19 protein-coding genes are annotated in these 23071 nt (G+C 73.4%); 8 read left to right on the top strand and 11 right to left on the bottom strand.

The features are described from left to right. Positions 1–37 precede the first annotated feature (37 nt). Positions 38–889, bottom strand: coding sequence for a DeoR/GlpR family DNA-binding transcription regulator (locus IF655_RS03065; protein WP_199581921.1), 852 nt, complete (start codon positions 887–889; stop codon positions 38–40). Between the two features lie 369 nt (positions 890–1258). On the opposite strand from IF655_RS03065, the gene IF655_RS03060 reads away from it, so the two are divergent. Then, positions 1259–3631 carry a hypothetical protein gene (locus IF655_RS03060; protein ID WP_374100160.1) on the top strand — a complete coding sequence of 791 codons (2373 nt, stop codon included), beginning with the start codon at positions 1259–1261 and terminating at the stop codon, positions 3629–3631. A gap of 4 nt (positions 3632–3635) precedes the next feature. Here the strand turns inward: IF655_RS03060 and IF655_RS03055 are convergent, their stop codons facing one another. From IF655_RS03055 to IF655_RS03045, 3 genes are all read right to left on the bottom strand, one after another. Then, positions 3636–6083 (bottom strand): right-handed parallel beta-helix repeat-containing protein, encoded by a 2448-nt coding sequence (locus IF655_RS03055; RefSeq protein ID WP_199581920.1) that lies wholly within the window; start codon positions 6081–6083, stop codon positions 3636–3638. Between the two features lie 226 nt (positions 6084–6309). Further along, positions 6310–6915 (bottom strand): hypothetical protein, encoded by a 606-nt coding sequence (locus tag IF655_RS03050; protein ID WP_199581919.1) that lies wholly within the window; start codon positions 6913–6915, stop codon positions 6310–6312. 363 nt (positions 6916–7278) lie between these two features. Then, on the bottom strand, positions 7279–7770 hold the full coding sequence (locus tag IF655_RS03045; RefSeq protein WP_199581918.1) for a DUF6643 family protein: 492 nt from the start codon (positions 7768–7770) through the stop codon (positions 7279–7281). A gap of 286 nt (positions 7771–8056) precedes the next feature. Between IF655_RS03045 and IF655_RS03040 the strand changes: the two genes are divergently transcribed. Further along, on the top strand, positions 8057–9292 hold the full coding sequence (locus IF655_RS03040; protein ID WP_242488518.1) for a TerD family protein: 1236 nt from the start codon (positions 8057–8059) through the stop codon (positions 9290–9292). Positions 9293–9302: 10 nt separating this feature from the next. Here the strand turns inward: IF655_RS03040 and IF655_RS03035 are convergent, their stop codons facing one another. After that, positions 9303–10478: a glycosyltransferase gene (locus IF655_RS03035; RefSeq protein ID WP_199581916.1), complete on the bottom strand. Its 1176-nt coding sequence runs from the start codon at positions 10476–10478 to the stop codon at positions 9303–9305. A gap of 57 nt (positions 10479–10535) precedes the next feature. Between IF655_RS03035 and IF655_RS03030 the strand changes: the two genes are divergently transcribed. Further along, complete coding sequence (locus IF655_RS03030; RefSeq protein WP_199581915.1) at positions 10536–11330, top strand: glutamate racemase; 795 nt, start codon at positions 10536–10538, stop codon at positions 11328–11330. Between the two features lie 93 nt (positions 11331–11423). Then, positions 11424–11966, top strand: a complete 543-nt coding sequence (locus IF655_RS03025) for a hypothetical protein (RefSeq protein WP_199581914.1) — start codon at positions 11424–11426, stop codon at positions 11964–11966. A gap of 138 nt (positions 11967–12104) precedes the next feature. Here the strand turns inward: IF655_RS03025 and IF655_RS03020 are convergent, their stop codons facing one another. Then, entirely contained in the window at positions 12105–13166 is a 1062-nt protein-coding gene (locus IF655_RS03020; protein ID WP_199581913.1) for an O-antigen ligase, read from the bottom strand. Positions 13167–13510: 344 nt separating this feature from the next. Here IF655_RS03020 and lnt point away from each other — a divergent pair, with 344 nt between their 5' ends. The 4 genes from lnt (at position 13511) to IF655_RS03000 (ending at position 18558) form a co-directional block, all read left to right on the top strand. Then, the gene (lnt, locus tag IF655_RS03015; protein WP_199581912.1) at positions 13511–15115 is read left to right on the top strand and encodes an apolipoprotein N-acyltransferase; all 1605 of its coding nucleotides are present in this window, start codon (positions 13511–13513) and stop codon (positions 15113–15115) included. A gap of 67 nt (positions 15116–15182) precedes the next feature. Then, the gene (locus IF655_RS03010) at positions 15183–15662 is read left to right on the top strand and encodes an NUDIX domain-containing protein (protein ID WP_199581911.1); all 480 of its coding nucleotides are present in this window, start codon (positions 15183–15185) and stop codon (positions 15660–15662) included. A gap of 54 nt (positions 15663–15716) precedes the next feature. Further along, positions 15717–16529, top strand: a complete 813-nt coding sequence (locus tag IF655_RS03005) for a 3-hydroxybutyrate dehydrogenase (RefSeq protein ID WP_199581910.1) — start codon at positions 15717–15719, stop codon at positions 16527–16529. Between the two features lie 76 nt (positions 16530–16605). Continuing rightward, positions 16606–18558, top strand: a complete 1953-nt coding sequence (locus tag IF655_RS03000) for a helix-turn-helix domain-containing protein (RefSeq protein ID WP_199581909.1) — start codon at positions 16606–16608, stop codon at positions 18556–18558. Between the two features lie 73 nt (positions 18559–18631). On the opposite strand, the gene IF655_RS02995 is transcribed toward IF655_RS03000, so the two are convergent. The 5 genes from IF655_RS02995 to IF655_RS02975 form a co-directional block, all read right to left on the bottom strand. Then, positions 18632–20008 carry an MFS transporter gene (locus IF655_RS02995; protein ID WP_199581908.1) on the bottom strand — a complete coding sequence of 459 codons (1377 nt, stop codon included), beginning with the start codon at positions 20006–20008 and terminating at the stop codon, positions 18632–18634. A gap of 147 nt (positions 20009–20155) precedes the next feature. After that, positions 20156–20563 carry an FKBP-type peptidyl-prolyl cis-trans isomerase gene (locus tag IF655_RS02990; protein ID WP_199581907.1) on the bottom strand — a complete coding sequence of 136 codons (408 nt, stop codon included), beginning with the start codon at positions 20561–20563 and terminating at the stop codon, positions 20156–20158. Positions 20564–20659: 96 nt separating this feature from the next. Then, on the bottom strand, positions 20660–21445 hold the full coding sequence (locus tag IF655_RS02985) for a hypothetical protein (protein ID WP_199581906.1): 786 nt from the start codon (positions 21443–21445) through the stop codon (positions 20660–20662). Positions 21446–21645: 200 nt separating this feature from the next. Next, on the bottom strand, positions 21646–21951 hold the full coding sequence (locus tag IF655_RS02980; protein ID WP_199581905.1) for a DUF4235 domain-containing protein: 306 nt from the start codon (positions 21949–21951) through the stop codon (positions 21646–21648). 28 nt (positions 21952–21979) lie between these two features. Beyond that, positions 21980–23023 (bottom strand): glutathione S-transferase family protein, encoded by a 1044-nt coding sequence (locus IF655_RS02975; protein WP_199581904.1) that lies wholly within the window; start codon positions 23021–23023, stop codon positions 21980–21982. Between the last annotated feature and the right edge of the window lie 48 nt (positions 23024–23071).

Below are 23071 nucleotides of genomic sequence, written 5' to 3'. Positions count from 1 at the left end.
TTCCGCGGGCGCTCAGGGCGGGTGACGCGAGGCGTCCTCAGGCGTCCTCGGTGTCGTCCGGCTCGTCCTCGTCCCGGTCCGGCTCGCCCGCCACCACCAGGCGCCGCAGCCGCTCGGAGACCTCCGCGCGGGCGTCGGCGGGCAGCCCCGCGTCGGTGACAAGCGTGTCCACCTCGTCCAGCGCGGCGAACGAACTCAGGCCCACCGTGCCCCACTTGGTGTGGTCCGCGACCACCACCACACGCCGCGCCGAACGCACCAGGCGCCGGTTGGTCTCAGCTTCCGCCAGATTCGGCGTGGACAGACCCGCCTCCGCCGATATGCCGTGCACACCGAGGAACAGCAGGTCGAAGTGGAGCGCGGAGATCGCCCGGTCGGCCACCGGACCCACCAGCGAGTCCGAGGGCGTACGCACCCCGCCGGTCAGCACCACCGTGGCCGCGCCCTGCCGCTGGCCCGAGACCCGCTGGGCGGCGTGGAACACGTCCGCGACCCGCACCGAGTTCGTCACCACCGTCAGGTCCGGCACCTCCAGCAGATGCCGGGCGAGCGCATAGGTGGTCGTACCGCCGGACAGCGCCACCGCCGCACCCGGCGCGACCAGCCGCGCCGCGGCCCGCGCTATCTCCTCCTTGGCGGTCGGCTCAAGACCCGACTTGGCCTCGAACCCCGGCTCGTGCGTGCTCGCCTCGACCACCGGCACCGCGCCGCCGTGCACCTTCTCCAGCACACCCTGGCGCGCCAGCGCGTCCAGATCACGGCGCACCGTCATGTCCGACACACCGAGCTTGCGGGTCAGTTCGTTGACCCGGACCCCGCCCCGGCGCCGTACCTCGTCCACGATCAGAGCGCGGCGCTGCTCCGCGAGGAGGTTCTGATTCTCACTCACGTACGCTCCGGTCCTTTCGCCCCACGCTCGTCCGACACGCCCGGCACACCTGGTCCGACCAGGACGTTCCGTCCGGCGCGGCTGTGCGGGCGTCTCATCTTGTCACGCCGCCCCACAGGCCGCGCCACCACCTGTCACGCCGCTTACCTGGGGTGCGGCCACATATGTGCCGCACCCACACCGGCGGCAGTCGCACGAATCGGGAAGATTCGGTAACGAAAAGTGACGGCGGGTGTGCGCAGCGCGCGAAGCGGAGAACCTGATTCCCGCACGGCACAAAAACCCCGCACGGAACCCCGCATGGAGCCCGCACGGGAAACGCTCGCCGTGCGCGTCATCCCGACCGCGTCACACGAATGCGAGCGAACAGTGGCAGGCGCGCAGAAACACCCCACCGCGCCGGAACCGGCGCCTTCCCCCACGGCGCCCCCGACGGCACGCCCGGACCTGGAGCTGCTGGTGCACGGGGTCGGCGGCACGACCCCGGAGAAGATGCTCGGCGACCCGCGCACGGTCCGCGTCACCGGCGACGACACGGCCGCCGTCTTCCGCCGCGCCGAGGACGCCGGTCCGCCCGAGGACCCCGACGACGCCACGAGCGGCGGCAGACCCCGCGACGAACCAGACCGCGACGGCGGATCACGCGGCGAACCGGTCCAGGAGGCGTACGTCTGGTGCAACCTCACCTCCGGCAACGCCAGCCGCGCCCTCTGGCTGCTGCTCCTGCCCTTCATGGTCGTCAACCTCGCCCACTGGATGCGCCCCGCCGCCCCCGGCCGCACCCGCACCATCCGCCTCTACGGGCTCCTCGTCCGCCTCGCCGCGCTCTCCCTCACCGTGCTGCTGGTCGCCGCCGCCTGCGAGGTCGCCCTCGACCTGGTCGCCTGGCAGTGCGCGGGCGTCACCGCCTGCTCCGGCCGCCACTCCTGGCTGTCCTTCCTCTCGCCCGCGGGGCACGGCTGGTGGAGCGCACCCGGACGCCGCCTCGCCCTCGCCGCCCTGGCACCCACCGCGCTGACCGCCCTGCTCTGGTACCTCTCCCACCGCACCTGGAGCGCGTACGAGTCCCACCGCCCGATGGTTCGTACCTCCGAGACCGACCCCGACGCCGGAGCCCTGGCCAGCCCCGGCTTCTGGTACGGCCGCCGCCTCGGCGCCCGGCTCCGCGCCGCCCACACCGCCGCCGGACTGCTGACCGTCGCCGCCGCCCTCACCTTCCCCGCCCTGCGCCGCGACCACCACCCCGCCCTCCTCCACACCCTCGGTCTGATCCTCGGCGCCGCCCTGCTCGGCTGGGCGCTCACCGTCGTCGTGGTCGTCTGCCGCCGGGGACGCAGCGAGGCACGCCTCGACCCCAAGACCGACCGCCACCTCGTGCGCGGACTCCCGCTCGGCGCCCTCGCCCTGCTGCTCCTCGCCGCGCTGTACGCCGGCTGGTCCCGCCCCCGCTGGCAGTCCGCCGGACGGCTGCCCGGCGACCCCGTCTTCGGCACGCTCATGCTGATCCAGGGCGTCCTCGTCCTGGCGCTCGCCGTCGTCGCGTACGACCTGTACCGCCGCAACCCCGACCCCCGCGCCGCCATGAGCGGTCTCGGCGGACCGGCCGTCGCCCTGCTCGCCTGCGCGCTCGGCGGAGTCGCCTCCGGCGGGGTCGCCCAGCGCGTCGCCGACTGGCTGGACGGCACCCGCTCCTCGCTCTCCGGACCACCCGTCACCCTGACCTGGCAGGCGTCCGCGATCCCCCCGCTCCTCCTGGTCCTGCTCGCCACGACCGCCCTGCTCGGGGTGCGTGTCGGGCGCCTCGCCCGCGCCGAACGGGTACGCGTGCGCCATCAGCACCCCGGGGAACCCGAGGACCCCGCCCGCACCCGCGCCATCGCCCGCACCCGCGCCATGGCCACCCTCACCGACCGCGCGCCCCTGCTCCTCGCCGTCGTCTCCGTCACCACCCTGCTGCTCGGCGCGGCGGCACTGACCGGCTCCCAGACCACCGGACTGCCGCCCGCCCGCGCCGCGCAGGGCACCGACGAACCGGTCCGGATCGCCGCCGAGACCGCCCAGGCCCTCGGTTCCTGGCTGGTCGGCGTCGGCCTGCTGCTCTTCGTCACCTGGGGGCGCCGCGCCTACAAGGACGCCTCCGCCCGGCGCACCATAGGCATCCTCTGGGACGTGGGCACCTTCTGGCCACGCGCCGCCCACCCCTTCGCGCCCCCCTGCTACGCCGAGCGCGCCGTACCCGACCTCACCTGGCGCACCGCCACCTGGACCGAGCGCACCGGCGGCCGCCTGGTCCTCTCCGGGCACTCCCAGGGCAGCGTCCTCGTCGCCGCCGCGGCCTGGCAGCTCAGCCCCGCCACCCGCGAACGCGTCGCCCTGCTGACCTACGGCTCCCCGCTGGAACGCCTCTACGGCCGCTGGTTCCCCGCCCACTTCGGACCCGACGCCCTGGCCGCGCTGCACCGCGACACCGGACCCTGGACCAACCTCTACCGCCGCACCGACCCCATCGGCGGCCCGCTCCGTGTCCCCGGCGAACCCCACGTCGACCACGAACCGCTCGCCGACCCCAGGGCCTACGGCCGCAGCCCCGAACACCCGCTGCCCGCCCCGATCCTGGGCCACTCCGACTACCAGGACGACCCCGCCTTCGCCCGCGCCCGGGCCAGGCTGCTCGCCCGCCTCCACCCCGGACTGCCCGCACAGCGCCCCTCGGTCCAGGAGGATGAGGCGCCGATGAGCTGACCGCTCAGGGGAGTTCGGGCAGATCCTCCGCGTACAGCAGCGTCAGATCGTCGGTGCTCGGGTCGGGAAGCTGAGCGACCCGGCCCGCGTGGTGCTCCACCATCGCCTCGAAGGTCTGCCGCGCGGTACGGCCGTTGCCGAAGGCAGGTCCCTTCGGCAACTCGGTGAAGTACTTCAGCAGCGCCTCCGGAGTGGACTCCGCCAGCCGGTACTCGTGCTCGTCCGCCTGCTGCTCCACGATCCGCAGCAGCTCCTCGGGACCGTAGTCCCCGAAAGTGATCGTCCGCGAGAACCGCGACGCCACACCCGGGTTGACGGAAAGGAAGCGCTCCATCTCGGCCGTGTAGCCCGCCACGATCACCACCACCGCGTCCCGCTGGTCCTCCATCAGCTTGACCAGCGTGTCGATGGCCTCCTTGCCGAAGTCCCGCCCGGCGTCCTCGGGGGAGAGCGCGTACGCCTCGTCGATGAACAGCACCCCGCCGCGCGCCCGCCCGAACGCCTCCTGCGTACGGATCGCCGTCGAGCCGATGTGCTCACCGACCAGGTCGACCCGGGACACCTCGACCAGATGCCCCTTCTCCAGCACGCCGAGCGAGGCGAGGATCTCGCCGTAGAGCCGGGCCACCGTCGTCTTGCCGGTGCCGGGGGAGCCGGTGAACACCAGATGCCGCTTGACCGAGGCAGCCTTCAGACCCGCCCTCTGGCGGCGCCGGCCCACCTCGATCATGTCGGTCAGCGCCCGCACCTCGCGCTTGACGCTCTCCAGGCCCACCAGCGCGTCGAGTTCACCGAGCACCGCCTCGGACTGACGGACCTCGGGCTCCGGCACGTCCGGGACGACGGGCGCCTCCGGGTCGGTGCCGCGCTGGCCCGGGATCGCACCGAGCAGCCCGCCGGTCGACGGGGACGCCGTCTGCACCGCGGTCGCGCGCGGCGGCTCGGGGGAGCGCAGCCCGCCGCCGGACTCGTCGCTCGTGCAGTCCTCCACCACCGGACCCGTGCCCGAGCCGGAACCGGGTCCCGCGTCGGCGAACTCGTACCCCCCGCGCGCACACCGCTCCGTGCGGCAGCCGCGCAGCGTCGTACGACAGCCGTCGATCACATGGAAGCCGTAGCCACCGCTGCCGCTCACCCGGCAGTTCAGGAAGCTGCCCCTACCTCCGGCGGACACATAGAAACCCGCCTCGGCAGGGCGTTCCACCACACAGCGTTCGAGCGAAGGGTCGGCGCCCTTGGTGACGATCACACCGGTCTGGGTGCCCTCCAGCACACAGTTGGCGAGCGTGCCGCCGCTGCCGTGGTCCCGGAACCAGGCGCCGGTCGCCGCGTCGCGGACCCGGCAGTCGTCCAGTTGCGCCGTCGCCCCGTCGCTCACCGACACGGCCGTGTTGCGCACCTGGTGGAGATCGCTGTCCACCACGTCCACCCGCGAACCCCGGTCGAGGACGAACAGCGCGTCCGGCACGTCGTGCACGCGGCAGGAGTCGAGCACCGCCGTGGCACCGTCGCTCACCCACACCGCCGGATAGTCACCGGTGCTGTCGGAGATCTCGCACTGGTTGGCGTCCACGCGGGTGCCCGCGTCCCACACCGACAGACCGTTGCGCCCGAAGCGCTGCACCGTCGTCCGGGTCAGCGTGAGCACCGAGCGCGAACGCAGATCGACCGCGTTCTCCGGGATGTCGTGGATCCGGCAGTCGGCCAGCGTCAGCGAGGCGTCCGTGTCCAGCGTGACGCCGTCGCCCGAAGTGCGGTGCACGGCACAGTCGGTGAGCTGCGCCGTCGCCTGCCGCGTGATGTGCACGCCCGCGCCCCGGACCTCGTACACCTCGCAACCGACCGCCTCCAGCGCGGAGTTCTCCCCGGTCACGCTCAGCCCCGAACCCGCCGCGTGGTGCACCCGGCAGCGCTCCAGACGCGGACGCGCACCGCCCCGGACCGCCACCCCGGCCTGCCCGGCCGCGACGACCTCGCACTCCTCGAACACCCCGCCGCCCCCGTCGAGCACGGCGATCCCGGCACCGGCAGGGTTGTCGACCGTGCAGCGGCGCACCGTCGGGCGTGCCCCGCCGCGCACCTCGATGCCGACGGCCGAGCGTGTCACGATCCGCAGATCCGTCAGCTCGGGCGTGCCGTCCTCGACCAGCAGCGCGGGTGCCGTGCCGTCCTGGCCCTCCACGTGCAGCCCCTGCACCACGGCCGAGGCGCGCACCGTGAGCGGCACCCCGTCCACGGGCGCGATCCGCACCGAGCCCGGCGCGCCCTCGGGTCCGCGCAGGGTCACCGGACGGCCGACGACGAGGTTCTCCCGGTAGGTGCCGGGGGCGATGGTGAGGACGTCGCCCTCCGCGGCGGCCTCCAGGGCGGCGGCGAGCGAGGCGTACTCACCCGTGCGGCGCCGCCATCGCGACGTACCGGTGTGCGTCACCTGGACCGTGCCCTGTGCCATGGCGTTGCTGTGCCCCCACCTCGTGGTACGTGTGCTCGTCCGCCTCTGGGGCTCCGTCGCCGGGTGCCGGGAAGGCGACCGCCGCGGCCCGGGGGCCGGCGCGGGTGCGCTCCGGACTCCGGCGCGGCCTTCGGCTCGCTCGCGCGCGGGTCGATGCCGAAAGGGAGTCGGCCGGTCCACCGTAGCGTGTGCGCGGACGCCGGGTTGACCAGAGCCGCGAAGCAGGTCAGCTCCCTGTCCCGGCCTTGCCCCAGTCGGGGCCCGCGCGTTCCCACGCCTGGTCCCAACGCGCGTATCTGCGGCGGACCATGCGCCACACCACCACCCGCCGGGCCGTCTCGACCAGCGCGGCGGCGAGCAACGCCGCCCCGAATCCGGCCAGTACGGCATGCGCCCGGGCGGTGGTCGAGTCCAGCGGGCGGCTCGTCATGTGCCCCTGCCGGTCCGTCCAGACCATGAAACGGTCGCCCCGGTGCGGGGACTTGAGGCCGCTGAGGACCGCGCCGTGCCGACGCGTCCCGTCCGGCGCCGTCCACCCGGCCAGGACCCGGCTGCGGACGGTGCGCCCGGCACCGGCGTCGGGGTCGGTCTCGGGCGGGTGGTAGGCCATCCGGCGCAGCACGGTCGCGGGCACGCGCTGCCGGGTGTGGCGCTGCTCGGCCACCGAACGGCGCAACGAGTCCTGGGCGGCCGTACCCGTCAGCCAGCCGATCGCGGGCGCGGCCGTACAGATGAGCAGCAGCGCGACGAGGCACACCCATGCCTCGGCCCGGTCGGTCGGCCGCCGCAGCGGACTGCCCCGCCAGCGCCACAGACCGCTGATCGCACGCACGGCCCCACCCCCTCGCCCCGACGTGAGGACCGCCGGACCGCGCTGCCCCCGGCGCGAGCGGGGGAGAGCGGTGCCACGTCCGGCGGACGACTCTCACGAGATTCTCATCTTTGCGAACGACCGGACCCCGCCGCCGGTTCCCCGCCCGCGACCCGAACTGCAGACCGGTCCCACCCTGTTCGCCGCCGGACGCACGCACGGACGCCGCCACCGAGACTCTGCTCGGTGGCGGCGTCCGTCCGACGTGCGCGTTCGCGCTGTACGACGACCTTCCCCCCGTCGTCCGTCAGCGCCCGGAGCGGTGTCCGGCCGACTCCCCACGGCGCCACCTCACCGGACGGCACCGACCACGGGGTGGTGCGATCAGTAGCCCCGGTACTGCTGCTGCTGGTTGTTGTACGGGTCCTGGTACGGCTGCTGCGGCGGGCGCGGCGCGGCCGGACGCATCGCCTCGTACCCGGTGGGCGCGGCGGGGCGCGGCGGCTGGGGCTGCTGGGGTCCCGGGTAACCGCGCGGCGCGGCGGCCTGCTGCGGGATGTACGCGGTGGGCGCCTGCTGCAGAGGCGCGGGCTGCTGCGCCTGCGGGTAGCCGTAGGACGCGGGAGCCGGCTGCGACGGGGCGGCCGGGAGCGCGGGCAGCGCCGAGGGCAGCGCGGGGAGGTTGCTGCCGCCCATGTTGGCGCCCGGCATGTTGCCGACGGGGAGGTTGCCGCCGTGCGTGTCGTAGGCGGCCGGGACGCGGATCGGGGCGATCTGCGGGGTGCCCCGCTCGGCCACGAGCGAGTCGTAGATCGGGGTGTCCGGGAAGGAGGCGGAGTAGTAGCCGCCGCCATAGGTGGAGCGGGGGGAGGTCATGGCACATAAGTTAAGCCCACGATGTGCTGGTTGGGGAGACCGATAAGAAGGTTGTTTTCCGTGTCGGTGGCGAACTTGGATCGCTAATCCGAGCGAACTTGGCAAAAATGGACGCCATCCGACGTTTGGATCGTGTAAAGGGCGAGTTTCCAACGGGTTGGCGGGGATCGGCGTGCGGTTCTGCCGTGCGGGGCAGGGGAGTTCGCGACACCCGCGCGGGGGGCGGTCGGGACGATCACCGGTACGGTCGCGGGACCGGAAAAGGCACGATCGGATGGGGGCGGACATGACGATGCCGAAAGGTTCCAACACGCCGGTGCCCACGACGGTGCTGCGCCTGGAAACGACCCGACGCGCGGGACCCGGCACACCCGCGACGGAGATCGCCGCCCTCCTGCTGACCTCCGGCAGGATCCGCTCCGACGCCGACCACCTCACCCGCGACCACCCCGCACACCCCTCCGGCGCCGTCCGGCACGAGGAGACACGCCGCGAGGACGGCCTCGCCACCGACGTCTTCACCGTCGACCTCACGCGCGTGGAGGACGCCGTCGAACGGATCGTCCTCGCCGCGACGGCGGACGGCGGCACCTTCGGCCAGGTCCCCGGCCTCGGCGTCCGCGTCACCGGTCCCGACGGCGAGACCGTCGCCCACTACGACAACACCGGCGCGAGCGTGGAGACCGCCCTCGTGCTCGGCGAGCTGTACCGCCGCCAGGGCGGCTGGAAGTTCCGCGCCGTCGGACAGGGGTACGGCAGCGGACTGGAGGGACTGGCGCAGGAGTACGGCGTCACCGCGCGCCGCGAGGTCAGGCGACCCGAGCCCGTGACACCCGAACCCCGGCAGCCCGCGACCGGGTTGGGGCGACCGGAACCCCAACTCCCGTACGTTGCATCCGAGTCAACTGCTCAACCCGCCAAGATCACCCTCACCAAGGCCGCCCCCGCCGTCTCGCTCGCCAAACAGGGCGCCACCTCCGGAGCCCTCCGCGTCAACCTCAACTGGCGGATGCGCGCGACCAGATGGACCAAGGGTCCCGCCCGGGACCTCGACCTCGACCTGTGCGCCCTCTACGAACTCACCGACGGCCGCAAGGGCGTCGTCCAGGCACTCGGCAACGCCTTCGGCACCCTGCACCGGCCGCCGTACATCCACCTCGACGGCGACGACCGCACCGGCGCCTCGGCCGACGGCGAGAACCTCACCGTCAACCTCGACCACGCCGCCGACTTCCGGCGCATCCTGGTCTTCGTCACCATCTACGAGGGCGCCACCTCCTTCGCCGGGCTGAACGCCACCGTCACCCTGCGCCCCCAGCACGGCGCCCCCGTCGACTTCTCCCTCGACGAGTGCGCGGTGCCCTCCACCGTGTGCGCGCTCGCGCTGCTCACCAACGAGGGCGGCGACCTCGTCGTCCGGCGCGAGGCCCGCTACCTCGTGCCCGAACGCGGGATGAGCCCGCAGCGGACCGTCGACCGCGCCTACGGATGGGGCATGAACTGGACCCCCGGGCGGAAATGACCGCCTTCGGTCAGCCCTCGTCGGCCACCGCGTCGGGGCGCGCGTACGTGCGCCCCTTCCACGCGGCGCCCCGCCCCCGGTAGTGCCGCACCGCCGAGTCCACCGTCATCAGGAGATAGAGGAACGCCGTGAACGGCAGCAGGGGAGCGAGCCACAAAGGCTGCCGGTAGTAACGCAGCATCGGCACGTACGTCCCCGCCATCACCGCCCACGCGACCGCGCCCACGGCCGTCGCCGCCGCGTCGCCCAGCACCGCTCCGGCCACCACCGTGCCGGGCGGCACCAGGTACACCAGGGCGAGACCGGCCACCGTGCCGAGCAGCAGCAACGGGTTGTGCCGCAGTTGCGCGTAAGCGCTGCGCGAGACCATCCGCCACAGATCACCCAGCCCCGGATACGGGCGCACACTGTCCACCCGGTCCGCCAGCCCCAGCCAGATGCGACCGCCCGAACCGCGTACCGCGCGCGCGAGCGCCACGTCGTCGATCACGGCCTGCCGGATGGCGTCCGGGATCCGCGCCCGCTCGGCCGCGTCCGCGCGCAGCAGCACGCAGCCACCCGCCGCTGCCGCCGTACGCCCGCCCTTCCGGCCGATCCACCGGAACGGATACAACTGGGCGAAGAAGTACACGAACGCCGGGACCACGAGCCGCTCCCACGGGCTCGCCACCCGCAGCCGCGCCATCTGCGACACCAGGTCGAAACCGCCCGCCCCTGCCGCCGCCACCAGCGCGCGCAGGCTGTCCGGCGCGTGCGCGATGTCGGCGTCCGTCAGCAGCAGATACTCCGGCTCCCGAGTGCGGGCCAGCCCGATGCCGTGCCGCACCGCCCACAGCTTGCCCGTCCAGCCCGAGGGCGGCTCACCCGGCGAGGTCACCGTCAGCGGCAGCCCGCCGTGACGCCCTGACAGCTCCCGCGCCAGCTCCCCGGTGCCGTCGGTGCTGCCGTCGTCCACCAGGAAGACCTCGGCCCGCCCCGGGTAGTCCTGCGCCAGCAGCGAGGGCAGACTCGCGGGCAGCACCTCCGCCTCGTCCCGGGCCGGCACGACCACGCACACCGACGGCCACGCGTCCGGTTCCCGGCGGGGCGGCAGCCGTACGTCGGTCCGCCAGAAGAACCCCTGGCCGAACAGCAGCCAGCACCAGACGACGAGAGAGGCGACGGCGGTCCACAGGATGGCGCTCACGGCCGCAGTCTGCCCCACGGGACGGCCCGTGCGCGGGCCATCGACTATCGTGGCCGGGTGAAGATCGCGCTCATGGACTCCGGAATCGGCCTTCTCGCGGCGACCGCCGCAGTACGTCGCCTGCGACCCGACGCCGATCTCGTCCTCTCCCTCGACCCCGACGGCATGCCCTGGGGTCCCCGCACGCCCGAGGACCTGACCCGCCGCGCCCTCGCCGTCGCCGAGGCCGCCGCCGCCCACCGGCCCGACGCCCTGATCATCGGCTGCAACACCGCCACCGTGCACGCGCTGCCCGCGATCCGCGCCCGCCTCGAACCCGGCATCCCGGTGATCGGCACCGTCCCGGCGATCAAGCCTGCCGCCGCCGGGGGCGGCTCCGTCGCCATCTGGGCGACCCCCGCCACCACCGGCAGCCCCTACCAGCGCGGACTCATCGAGGAGTTCGCCCAGGGCGTCCAGGTCACCGAGGTGCCCTGCTGGGGTCTTGCCGAAGCCGTGGAGCACGCCGACGAGCGCGCCATCGAAGCCACCGTCGCCGCCGCCGCGGAACTCACCCCCGAGGACGTGACGACCGTCGTCCTCGGCTGCACCCACTACGAGCTGGTGGCGGAACGTATCCGCGCCGCCCTCCAGCGCCCCGGCGCCGCCCCGCTCGTCCTGCACGCCTCCGCCGGTGCCATCGCCGCCCAGGCGCTGCGCCGCATCGGCGAACAGCCCGCGCCGGACGCCCCGGCCGAGGGCACCCTGACCGTGATCCTCAGCGGCCGCCAGGGCGAGCTGCCCGCACCCGCGCTGCACTACGCGGAGGGACGACTGCTCCCGGCGACGGAACGGCTGGCCGACCGGCGGTGACGGAGCGCCGCCGTCGGTTCCGGTGGGCCGCCCGGAGCAGTCACCGAGCGCGACCGGGTACCGGCGCAGCGAAACCTGAGTAACCTCATAGGCATGAGGGAGCACCACGACGCCGAGGACTCGCACCCCGACGTCTGGACCGGTCGCGCCACCAACCGGGTGCAATGGCTGCTGGCGCTGGTCGGCGCTGCCTGCCTGGCGCTCGGCATCGCGCTGGCCGTCCAGTCCGCCTGGACGTCCGGCGTCATCCCGCTCGTCATGTCCGTCGTCGGCTGCATCGCGGCCGGCCTGCTCGTCCTCTACGGCACACTCGCCTTCGTCCATGTGGACCTCATCCTCGACCGGGACTGCCTGGAAGTGCGCTGCGGCCATGTGGGACTGCCCCGTCGCCGCATCCCGCTGTCCGACGTCGTCGGCGCCGACTTCATCCCGCACGTCACCCCGCGCCACTGGGGCGGCTGGGGCTACCGCTGGCGCCCGGAGCGCGGCACGGCGGTCGTGGTGCGCCGGGGCGAGGGGATCGAGCTGAGCCTGTGGGACGGCCACACGTTCACCGTCACCGTGGACAACGCGGAGTCGGCGGTGCGGGTCATCCGGTCCCGGCTGCGGGCGGGGACGGCGGGGTCTGCGCGCTGAGGGGTGTGGGTGGGGGAGACCGGGGTGGTCCCCACGCCTGATTGCAGGGTGTCGGTGTGTGCGGCGTTCATATGTGCCGTCGCCACATGTGCGGTGCCCACACGTGCCGTCCTCACATATCCAGAGGCACCACTCCGCTCAGATCGACGTACGCTCCCCAGCCACCACTTCCTCGCGCGCCATCCGCTCCTCGTCCACCCACGGGCGCGCCGTCGCCCACCCGGCGAGCAGACCCGCGCCCGCCGTCACGGTGGTGAAGCTCAGCACGTTGCCCAGTGAGGCGAGCACGGCGAGGACCGTCAGAGCCGCGCCCGCCGTCAGCACGACCGGGGTCGGACGCGGGGCGCGCCACAGGGCGTGCAGCACCCAGCAGTAGACGGCCGCGAGCAGCAGCACCCCGACGAGCCCCTGCTCGGCCAGCAACTGCAACGGCGCCGAGTGCGGCTTCACCTCGGCGGGGACGCCGGGCGCCGCACCGCCGGGCTGACCGTAGAGACCCGGACCGACCCCGGACACCGGCGCACGCCCGGCCAGCTCCAGCGCGTCCTGCCACAGGTGGACGCGGTACGGACCGAGCCGGTCGGTCACCGCCTCCACGAGCCCGCCGGGCAGCACACCCGCCGCCACCGCCCACACCCCGCCCGCCGCGCCGGCCGCCGCCAGGGCCAGCCCCGCCACCCCGACACCCCGGTGCGGCATCGAGCCCGCGGCGAGCGAGCAGAGCAGCACCGCGCCACTCGCGACGCACCCGACCGGCGACCCCGTGACGACTCCGGTCAGCACGATCAGTACGGCCAGCAGCCACAGCGCCGACCTCAGCGCGGGTACCGGCGTCGCCCGCGCCGCACAGCACGCCGCGCCCGTGGCCAGCGCCAGCAGGGCCGCGGTGGCACCGGTGTGCCCGAGCGGTACGGCGTACGGCGGTCCGGGCAGCAGCGCGGGCATCGTCACCGCGAGCACCAGCCCGACAGCCGCCCCCGCGCCCGGCGCCGCCACCGGGAGCAGCGCCCCGGATATCCGGCCCGTGGCACACCCGGCCGCCGCCGCGAGCACCGCCAGCAGCATGCCCTCGGGACGCCCGTCGTGCACCGCCGCCGTGATCAGCGCCCACAGCGCGCACAGACCGAGAAGGATCATGCCCGCCCCGTCCGAAACGTTCCGCCCCGCCCGCTCCGCGTCCGTCTCCGTCGCGCGCGTCATCCCCGTCGACCCCACCGTCGCCCCTCGCACCCGGTCCCCCGACCTGTGGTCGCAGCCTCGCCGCGCGCACCGGGACCGGCCGCACCGCCGAGGCTGGGGCACACCGTAACGGCTGATGGCCGCTTTGTGGACGAGTTGCGCGGGAGGGTCGCGATTCCGGGTGGGGATGAGGCGTCGGACTTGCGGACGGGGGCAACGACCACATGGTGCCGCCACACATGCGCGGACCACATGGGGTTGCACCACAGAGAGCCGCCACCGTTCCGCCCCGGACCACGGACCGCGCAGGTCGGCGGCCCGGACCGCGCTGTCAGCGGTCGCGCCCCGCGCCGTAGACTCCCCGCGTGACCGTCACCGCAACCTCCGTGGACCAGCCGGAACAGCTCCGGCCGCCCGTCTCGCCGGGCCGCCGCCGTCTGCTGCGTCTGATCCCGGCCGCCGCCTCCGCCCTGTGCGGTGTGCTGCTGTACCTCAGCTTCCCGCCGCGCCCCCTGTGGTGGCTGGCCCTGCCCGCCTTCGCCGGTCTGGCGTGGGTGCTGCGCGGCCGCACCTGGAAGGCGGCCCTCGGCCTCGGCTACCTCTTCGGGCTCGGCTTCCTGCTGCCGCTGCTGGTGTGGACCGGCGTGGAGGTCGGCCCCGGTCCCTGGCTCGCGCTGGTCGCCATCGAAGCGATCTTCGTCGCCCTGGTCGGCGTGGGTATCGCCACCGTCTCCCGGCTGCCCGCGTGGCCGGTGTGGGCCGCCGCCCTGTGGATCGCGGGCGAGGCGGTCCGCGCCCGGATGCCGTTCGGCGGCTTCCCCTGGGGCAAGATCGCCTTCGGTCAGGCGGACGGCGTCTTCCTGCCGCTCGCCGCGGTGGGCGGCACCCCCGTGCTCGGCTTCGCGGTCGTCCTGTGCGGCTTCGGCCTTTACGAGGCGGTACGGCTCGTCACCGAGCGCCGCCGCGCCCGCGAGGTGCGCCGCTCGGCCGCCGTGGTCGCGCTGCTCAGCGTCGCCGTGCCGGTCGTGGGCGCCGTCGCCGCCCGCGCCCTGGTGAGCGACAAGGCCGAGGACGGCACCGCCACGGTCGCGCTCATCCAGGGCAACGTGCCCCGCTCGGGCCTGGAGTTCAACGCCCAGCGCCGGGCGGTGCTCGACTACCACGCGCGCGAGACCCTCAAGCTCGCCGCCGCCGTCAAGGCGGGCAAGGCACCTCGCCCCGACTTCGTGCTGTGGCCGGAGAACTCCTCCGACATCGACCCCTTCGCCTACCCCGACGCCGCCATCGTCATCGACGACGCCGCCAAGGCGGTCGGCGTGCCGATCTCGGTCGGCTCGGTCGTCGAGCGCAACGGCAAGCTCTACAACGAGCAGATCCTGTGGACCCCGGGCAAGGGTCCCACCCAGACCTACGACAAGCGCCAGATCCAGCCCTTCGGCGAGTACCTGCCGCTGCGCTCGCTCGTCGGCGCGATCAACAGCGAGTGGACCGGCATGGTCCGCCAGGACTTCAGCCGGGGCGACAAGCCCGGCGTGTTCCGCATGGACGGCACCAAGGTCGGCCTCGCCACCTGCTACGAGGCGGCGTTCGACTGGGCGGTGCGCGACACCGTCACCCACGGCGCCCAGATGATCTCCGTGCCGAGCAACAACGCCACCTTCGACCGCAGCGAGATGACCTACCAGCAGCTCGCCATGTCCCGCGTCCGCGCCGTCGAGCACAGCCGGGCGGTGACCGTGCCCGTCACCAGCGGCGTCAGCGCGGTGATCATGCCGGACGGCAGGGTCACCCGGAAGACGGGCATGTTCGTGCCCGCCTACCTCGACGAGAAGATCCCGCTGCGCTCCTCCGAGACGCCCGCGACCCGGCTCGGCGTCCTGCCCGAGCTGGCGCTGGTCCTGGTCGCCGCGGGCGGGCTCGGCTGGGCGATCGGCGCCCAGATGCGCGGGCGGCGCGCCGGTCGCGCGTAGCCGTACGACCGCCGTACGCCCCCGGAAGCGGTCCGCCGGGGGAGTGCGGGGCCATAGGGTCGGCCCCATGGCTACACCTGAATTCATCCGTACGCTCCGGGCCTCCGCGGGCCACCAGTTGCTCTGGCTCCCCGGAGTCACCGCGATCGTCTTCGACGACGCGGGCCGGGTGCTCCTGGGCCGCCGCTCCGACACCGGCGAGTGGTCGGTGATCGGCGGCATCCCGGAGCCGGGCGAGCAGCCCGCGGCCTGCGCCGTGCGGGAGGTCCACGAGGAGACGGCGGTGCACTGCGTCGTCGAGCGGGTCGTCCTCGTCCAGGCACTGGGACCGGTCACCTACGGCAACGGCGACGTCTGCCAGTACATGGACACCACCTTCCGCTGCCGGGCGACCGGGGGCGAGGCACGGGTCAACGACGACGAGTCGCTGGAGGTCGGCTGGTACGCGGTGGACGCGCTGCCGGACCTGGACGACTTCGCGCTGTTCCGGATCAAGCAGGCCATGTCCGATGCACCCACATGGTTCGACCCTATGACCAGCGGCTGAAGTATGGGTCATCACCACATGTGGTGAGCCGCCCCTTCCACTTAGGGTCGCCACATGACCTCGCCCAGCCCGCAGCCCGGCCCCCGCCCCTCCTCCGTCCCCCTGGACCTCGGCGGCCGCGTCGCCCTCGTCACCGGAGCGGCCAGTGGCATCGGCCGGGCCTGCGCGCTGCGGCTCGCCGCCGCCGGGGCCGAGGTCAGAGCCGTGGACCGGGACGCGCAGGGTCTTGCCGAACTGACCGAGCGCGCGGGGGACCTGGCGGGCGGGGGCGCGGTCGTCCCGTACGTCCTCGACCTCACCGATCTCGACGCCGCCGAGCGCGCGGCCGCGGGTACCGATGTCCTCGTCAACAACGCCGGGCTGCAGTTGGTGCGTCCGCTGGAGGACTTTCCGCCCGAGGTCTTCCACACCGTGCTGACCGTGATGCTGGAGGCGCCGTTCCGGCTGATCCGGGGCGCGCTGCCCCACATGTACGCGCAGGGCTGGGGCCGCATCGTCAATGTGTCCTCCGTCCATGGTCTGCGCGCCTCGGCTTTCAAGTCCGCCTATGTGGCCGCCAAACACGGTCTTGAGGGACTGTCCAAGACGGCCGCCCTCGAAGGCGCCCCCCACGGCGTGACCTCGAACTGTGTGAACCCCGCCTATGTGCGCACCCCACTGGTCGAGAAGCAGATCGCCGACCAGGCCCGGACCCACGGCATCCCCGAGGAACGCGTGCTCTCCGAGGTCCTGCTCAAGGACAGCGCCCTCCAGCGGCTCATCGAACCGGAGGAGGTCGCGGAAGCGGTCGCCTATCTGTGCGCCCCGCAGTCCTCCTTCATCACCGGCACCTCCCTGGTGATGGACGGCGGATGGACGGCCCACTGAACGGGCTCACGGAGCCCGCGGACGGAGTTATCCACAGGGCTGACGCGTCCGGCGGCCGATGGGCGATGCTGTGACCATGTCTCGCGATCAAGCCCACCAGGCCGCGGGCCCCGGCACCGGGACCGTCGCGGCACCGCCCCCACCGGGTACGGAGATCCCGTACCTCGAACTCCTCGCCCGGGACGCCTCCCCGGAGACGTACGAACGCCCAGTGCTCCTCGCCCGCGCCGAAGGTCTGCCCGCCGAGCGGATCGCCGCGCTGGAGCACGCCAAGCTCCTCGCGCTGCGCGTCCGCGCGGAGCTGGAAGGGCGCCGCCGCCGCGAGGCGGAACTCTCCGCGCTCTTCGAGACCGCCCACGACCTGGCGGGACTCCGCGACGCGGACGCTGTCCTGCGGGCCATCGTGCAACGCGCCCGCTCCCTGCTCGGCACCGACACCGCCTACCTCAGCCTCAACGACCCCGAGCGCGGCGACACCTACCTCCAGGTGACCGAGGGCTGCGTCTCCGCCCGCTTCCAGCAGCTCCGCCTCGGCATGGGCGAGGGGCTCGGCGGGCTCGTCGCGCAGACCGCCCGGCCATACGTCACCGAGGACTACTTCCAGGACGCCCGCTTCCGGCACACCCTCACCATCGACGCCGCGGTGCGCGACGAGGGACTGGTCGCGATCCTCGGCGTACCGCTCATGCTCGGCCCGCACGTCATCGGCGTCCTGTACGCCGCCGACCGGCGCGCCAGGGTCTTCGAACGCGAACAGAGCGCCCTGCTCGGCTCGTTCGCCGCCCTCGCCGCAGCCGCCATCGACGCCACCAACCTGCTCACCGAGACCCGCACGGCCCTGGCCGGGCTCGAACGCGCCAACGAGATCATCCGCGACCGCAGCTCCGTCATCGAACGCGCCTCGGAGGTGCACGACCGTCTCGCCGAACTCGTCCTGCGCGGCGGGGGAGTCGCGGACGTGGCGGCCGCCGTCTCCGAAGTCCTCGGCGCCACCGTCGAGTTCACCGAGACCGGCACCGCACCCGCCGAAGCCCTGGAAGCCTCCCGCTCCGAGGGCCACGCGGTACGGCACGGCACCGACTGGATCGCCGCCCTCGTCGCGGGCGGCGAATCCCTAGGCGCCCTGATCCTGCGCGGCCACCCGGACCTCGATCCGGTCGACCAGCTCACCCTGGAACGCGCCGCCATGGTCACCTCACTGCTCCTCCTCGCCCGCCGCTCCGCCGCCGAGGCCGAACGCCGGGTACGCGGCGAGCTGTTGGACGACCTCCTCGACGCCCGCGACCGCGACCCCCGCCTGCTGCGCGAACGCGCCGCCCGTTTCCACGCCGACCTGGACGCCACCCATGTCGTCCTCGCCGCCCGGCTCGACGCCCCCACGGCCGACGCCGACGAGGAAGCCGCCGCCCGCCGACGCCTGTGGTCCGCCGCCTCCCACCTCGCCGCCACCCGGCACGGCCTGGCCGCCGCACGCGACGGCGGCACCGTGCTGCTGCTCCCGCTGGCCGAAGGAGACGGCGCCACCGAACTGGCCCGCCGCACCGCCCGCGACCTCGGCACCGCCGTCAGCCAGCCGGTCACCGTCGGCGCCTCCGCCCCGGTCACCGGCCTCGCCGACCGACCCGACGCGGTGGCCGCCGCCTATGCCGAGGGGCGCCGCTGCCTCGACGCGCTGCACCTCCTCGGACGCGGCGGGGACGGCGCGGCGGCCGAGGACTTCGGCTTCCTCGGACTGCTGCTCGCCGCCGACCGGGACATCGGCGGCTTCGTCGAGCGCACCATCGGCCCGCTCGTGGCCTACGACGAACGGCGCGGCACCGACCTGCTGCGCACGCTGGACGCCTACTTCGCCTGCGGCATGAGCCCCGCCCGGACCAGGGACACCCTCCATGTGCACGTGAACACCGTGGCCCAACGGCTGGAACGGGTGGGCCGGCTCCTGGGTGCCGACTGGCAGACCCCGTCCCGCGCCCTGGAGATCCAACTGGCGCTGCGGCTGCACGGGTTGACCGGTCCTAGACGCACCTGACCGGTCGCCCCGCAGCGGGGGCGACCGGCCAGGTGAAACGGCACCACGGACCACTCTGCTCAGGAGACCCGGATCAGGAGGTCACCGCCTTCGCCGCCGGGTCCGGGGAAGCGTCCCGGAGATCACCGGCGCCGATCTCCCCGAGGTCCCGCTGCCGGGTCTCGCGGGCCACCGCCACGGCGACCACGGTCACCAGGGCCGCGGCGATCATGTAGAGGGCGATGGGGGTCGCGCTGTCGTACTCCGCGAACAGGGCGGTGGCGATGAGCGGTGCGGGCGCCCCGGCGGCCACGGAGGCGAACTGGGCGCCGATGGAGGCGCCCGAGTAGCGCACCCGGGTGGCGAACATCTCCGCGAAGAAGGCGGCCTGGGGAGCGTACATGGCGCCGTTCAGCGTCAGACCGACGGCGACGGCCAGGATCAGCAGACCGAAGGAGCCGGTGTCGATCAGGGAGAAGAACGGGAAGATCCACAGACCGATGCCGATCGCCCCGAACAGATAGACCGGCCGCCGCCCGACCCGGTCGGAGAGCGCGCCCCAGGCGGGGATCACGGCGAAGTGCACGGCGGAGCCGATGAGGACGGCGTTCAGCGCGGTCTGCCGGGAGACGTCGGCGGCGGTGGTGGCGTAGACGAGGATGAAGGCGGTGATGAGGTAGTAACTGATGTTCTCCGCCATCCGGGCGCCCATCGCGATGAGCACCTCGCGCCAGTGGTGCCGCAGCACGGAGACCAGCGGCAGCTTCTCCGTCGCGCGGTCGCCATGGGACTCGGCCCGTGCCAACGCCTCCTTGAAGACGGGGGATTCGTCGACCGACAGACGGATCCACAGACCCACGAGCACCAGCACGCCGGAGAGGAGGAAGGGGATGCGCCAGCCCCAGTCGGTGAAGGCGGCGTCCGAGAGCAGGGCGGTGAGCAGCGACAGCACACCGGTGGCGAGCAACTGCCCGGCGGGCGCGCCGGTCTGGGGCCACGCGGCCCAGAAGCCCCGGCGTCGCGCGTCCCCGTGTTCGGAGACCAGCAGTACGGCGCCGCCCCACTCACCGCCGAGCGCGAACCCCTGCACCAGCCGCAGCACGGTGAGCAGGACCGGCGCGGCGGTGCCGACGGCCGCGTGGGTCGGCAGCAGACCGATGGCGAAGGTCGCCCCGCCCATCAGCAGCAGGCTGAGCACCAGCAGCCGCTTGCGCCCCAGCCGGTCGCCGAAGTGCCCGAACACCAGCGCCCCGAGCGGCCGGGCGGCGAACCCCGCCGCGTACGTCACGAACGCGAGCAGCGTCCCGACCAGCGGATCGGAGTCCGGGAAGAACAGCTTGTTGAACACCAGCGCCGCCGCCGACCCGTACAGGAAGAAGTCGTACCACTCGATGGTGGTCCCGACGAGACTGGCGGCGACGATGCGGGGGAGCTTCGCTGGAGCGGACGGGGCGCTTGTAGGTGACGACATCGGCACCACTTCCTGGCGTGTGACGGGGACGGATTGCGTGTCGCCACACGGTAGGAACGCGTAGGTCGGGGTCGTATGTGGTGGGACAACATAGTTCGACGGGGGAGTGTGTGCGTGCGGTCCCCATTCCTGGAGGAGCGGCCAGGGTTACTGGTCTTTGCTCCACCCGGTGACGGGGGAGTACGCGTCCAGCAGGTCCACCACGAAGACCAGGGTCGAGCCCGGCGGGATCAGCGGCGAGGGCGACTGATTGCCGTAGCCGAGCCGCGGGGGGACGATGATCTCGCGCCGACCGCCGACCCTCATCCCCCGCACTCCGCGGTCCCAGCCCTTGATGACCTTGCCGCTGCCCAGACCGAACTTGTACGGCTCGCCCCGGTCCCAGGAGGCGTCGAACTCCTTCCCGGACGCGAAGGTCACCCCGACGTAGTGCACCCTGACCACCATGCCCGGCTTCACCTCGGGCCCGTCCCCGACGACCAGGTCCCGGACGGTCAGCTCGGCAGGAGCGTCCCCCTCCGGAACGTGGACCTCGGGCTTCGTCGGTTCACTCATCGCGGCCTCACCACTCCTCGTCGGCAGCCGTCCCACGGCCACGCCGGACGCATGGACACTCCATGCGGCAGATGCCCACGCTACCGAGAGCGCCGGTCACTGCATCAGGCGCTCCCGGTCACCCATCACCACGGCCGGGTGCTGGGCCGGGTCGAGGGTGTGAAGGAGGGTCTTCATCGCGGACTCGGGGACGGTGACGCAGGCGGAGGTGCCGTCGCCGTGGTCGACGTGGAGCCAGATGCCGCCGCCCTTCTCGACGCCCTCGGGGCGGTTCCAGTCGAAGGGCGGGGTGCCCTTGACGTGGTTGTAGTCGATGGCGATGACGTAGTCGAAGTCGTGGGCGTGGTTCTCGTCGTCCTGGTTGATGGAGGCGGCGAAGGCGTTGTCGTCGTACCAGTACGGCAGCTTGGTGCCCGGGCTCCTGAGCGAGCCTCCGGCGTCGGTGAGGGTGAAGACACCGGCGGGACTGCGTTCGTCGTCGAGCTGATGGTCCGTCGTCCAGCCGCGGCGCCCGTTGTGCGCGGGCCAGGCGGCGGTGCGGTCCCACGTCGTGCCGTGCTTCTCGTACAGCACGGCCAGGCTGTCGGCGGAGTCCCGGTCCTCGCCGTAGACCACCACGAGCTGACGTGTGCCGGACGGGATGCGCGCCCCGGTCCGCTCTCCGATGCCGGGGATGCCCGGACCGTTCACCGGGTGCGCGGAGCCGGCCGCCGCCGGGTTGCCGTTGTGCGCCGGTCCGCCGGGCTTCGCCCGGCCGTCGGTGCCGCCGCAGCCCGTGGCCGCCGTCAGCAGGGCGCCGCAGGCGAGGGCGGATATGAGGAGCCGCGCACCACGGGGTCGCGCGGGACGGACACATGACGGGGCGAAAGTGAGGAGACGCATGATCGTGATCCTCCGGCGGGGCGGAGGGACCTCGCATCCTGACGCGGCATCCGGCCTAAGACGCGGACGAGGTGTACCCCCGTCCGGCCCCGTGCCCATCCCCGGCGCCCGGTTCGGCAGTTGGACGAGCCGGAGCCGGAGCCGGAGCCGCCCGTCCACCCGCCGAACCGAACCGCGCCGTGCCACGGCGCCCGTCCGGATCAGTCCCGTCCCCCCTGGTCCGCGACCGGCCACACCCCGGTCGACCGCTCGATGGCCTTCGCCCCCGTGCGGTCGACCGCGCTGCGCACCACCGCGAAGATCGCGCCCTGGAGCGCCGCCGCGAAGAGGATCTCGCCCCAGCCGCGGTCGCGGTCGAGCGCGTCGGGGGCGTCCTCCTCGTGCCGTATCGCCATCCACGCCTTGCGGAACGCCAGCCCGGCCAGCGCGCCGCCGGTCCAGCTCAGGACGAAGCCGACCGGCTTGTAGGCCAGCGGCAGTTTGCGTTTGGTCGTGTTCTTCGCCATGGGAGGCTTCTTCCTCGCCAGACGCTTCTCATGCGGGCTGCCCCGGAGGACCGACCCGCTCACCGGGCGGCACGGGACCGGGAGGCGTTCCGTCGCCGAAGGGACGGCCGCCCAGCCGCTCGCGGTGGTGCGGGGTCGTCCAGCCGCCGAGGTCCGGGCCGAGCGGCACGATGCCGGTCGGGTTGATGCCGGAGTGGACCTGGTAGTAGTGCCGTTTGATGTGGTCGAAGTCCACGGTGTCGCCGAACCCCGGCGTCTGGAACAGGTCCCGCGCGTACGCCCACAGCACCGGGTTCTCCGTCAGCTTCCACAGATTGCACTTGAAGTGCCCGTGGTAGACCGGGTCGAAGCGGACCAGGGTGGTGAACAGCCGGATGTCCGCCTCGGTGATCGTGTCCCCGACCAGATAGCGCTGCCCGGCGAGCCGCTCGGCCAGCGTCTCAAGGCGCCGGAAGACCCCGGCGCACGCCTCCTCGTACTCCTTCTGGTGGGTGGCGAACCCGGCACGGTAGACACCGTTGTTGACGTCCCGGTAGACGCCCTCCATCACCTCGTCGATCTCCTCGCGCAGCGGCTCCGGGTACAGGTCCGGCGCGCCCTCGCGGTGCAGGGCGGTCCACTCGGTCGCCAGGTCGAGGGTGAGCTGCTGGTAGTCGTTGGTCACCAGCTCGCCGCTGGGCACGTCCACGATCGCGGGCACGCTCACCCCGCCGGGCGCGCCCGGCTCCCGCTTCTCGTACGCCTCGGCGAGGTAGCGGATGCCGAGCACCGGGTCGCGGCCGTCGGGGTCCAGGGTGAAGCGCCAGCTCCGGTCGTCCTGGATCGGGTCGGTCACCGCCATCGGCAGCGCCTCTTCCAGACCGAGCAGCCGACGGGAGATCACCGCCCGGCTGGCCCACGGGCAGGCGCGGGAGACCACCAGCCGGTAACGGCCCGGCTCCACCGGCCAGCCGTCGCGGCCGTCGGCGGTGATCCGGTCCGTGAAATGACTCCGGGACCGCTTGAACGGCTTGTGTCCGTACCCCCGGTTGCCCTGGTCCTCCTTGCCGCCCCGCTCTTCTCTGTCACCCATGTCGCCTCCTCACCCGCACCGGTCCGCCCTCGGCGGTACGGCGTTGCG

The organism is Streptomyces sp. DSM 110735, assembly GCF_016482685.1.
Classification (GTDB): Bacteria; Actinomycetota; Actinomycetes; order Streptomycetales; family Streptomycetaceae; genus Streptomyces.
This window is presented reverse-complemented; position numbering and strand designations above follow the sequence as displayed.

Excerpts from the sequence above, each read along its gene's own strand:
- IF655_RS02985 (WP_199581906.1), bottom strand. The coding sequence starts at position 21,445 with ATGCGTCTCCTCACTTTCGCCCCGTCATGTGTCCGTCCCGCGCGACCC.
- IF655_RS03040 (WP_242488518.1), top strand. The coding sequence starts at position 8,057 with ATGACGATGCCGAAAGGTTCCAACACGCCGGTGCCCACGACGGTGCTG.
- IF655_RS03005 (WP_199581910.1), top strand. The coding sequence starts at position 15,717 with ATGACCTCGCCCAGCCCGCAGCCCGGCCCCCGCCCCTCCTCCGTCCCC.
- IF655_RS03000 (WP_199581909.1), top strand. The coding sequence starts at position 16,606 with ATGTCTCGCGATCAAGCCCACCAGGCCGCGGGCCCCGGCACCGGGACC.
- IF655_RS03055 (WP_199581920.1), bottom strand. The coding sequence starts at position 6,083 with ATGGCACAGGGCACGGTCCAGGTGACGCACACCGGTACGTCGCGATGG.
- IF655_RS03025 (WP_199581914.1), top strand. The coding sequence starts at position 11,424 with ATGAGGGAGCACCACGACGCCGAGGACTCGCACCCCGACGTCTGGACC.
- IF655_RS02980 (WP_199581905.1), bottom strand. The coding sequence starts at position 21,951 with ATGGCGAAGAACACGACCAAACGCAAACTGCCGCTGGCCTACAAGCCG.
- IF655_RS03045 (WP_199581918.1), bottom strand. The coding sequence starts at position 7,770 with ATGACCTCCCCCCGCTCCACCTATGGCGGCGGCTACTACTCCGCCTCC.
- IF655_RS03020 (WP_199581913.1), bottom strand. The coding sequence starts at position 13,166 with ATGACGCGCGCGACGGAGACGGACGCGGAGCGGGCGGGGCGGAACGTT.
- IF655_RS03010 (WP_199581911.1), top strand. The coding sequence starts at position 15,183 with ATGGCTACACCTGAATTCATCCGTACGCTCCGGGCCTCCGCGGGCCAC.
- IF655_RS02975 (WP_199581904.1), bottom strand. The coding sequence starts at position 23,023 with ATGGGTGACAGAGAAGAGCGGGGCGGCAAGGAGGACCAGGGCAACCGG.
- IF655_RS02990 (WP_199581907.1), bottom strand. The coding sequence starts at position 20,563 with ATGAGTGAACCGACGAAGCCCGAGGTCCACGTTCCGGAGGGGGACGCT.
- IF655_RS02995 (WP_199581908.1), bottom strand. The coding sequence starts at position 20,008 with ATGTCGTCACCTACAAGCGCCCCGTCCGCTCCAGCGAAGCTCCCCCGC.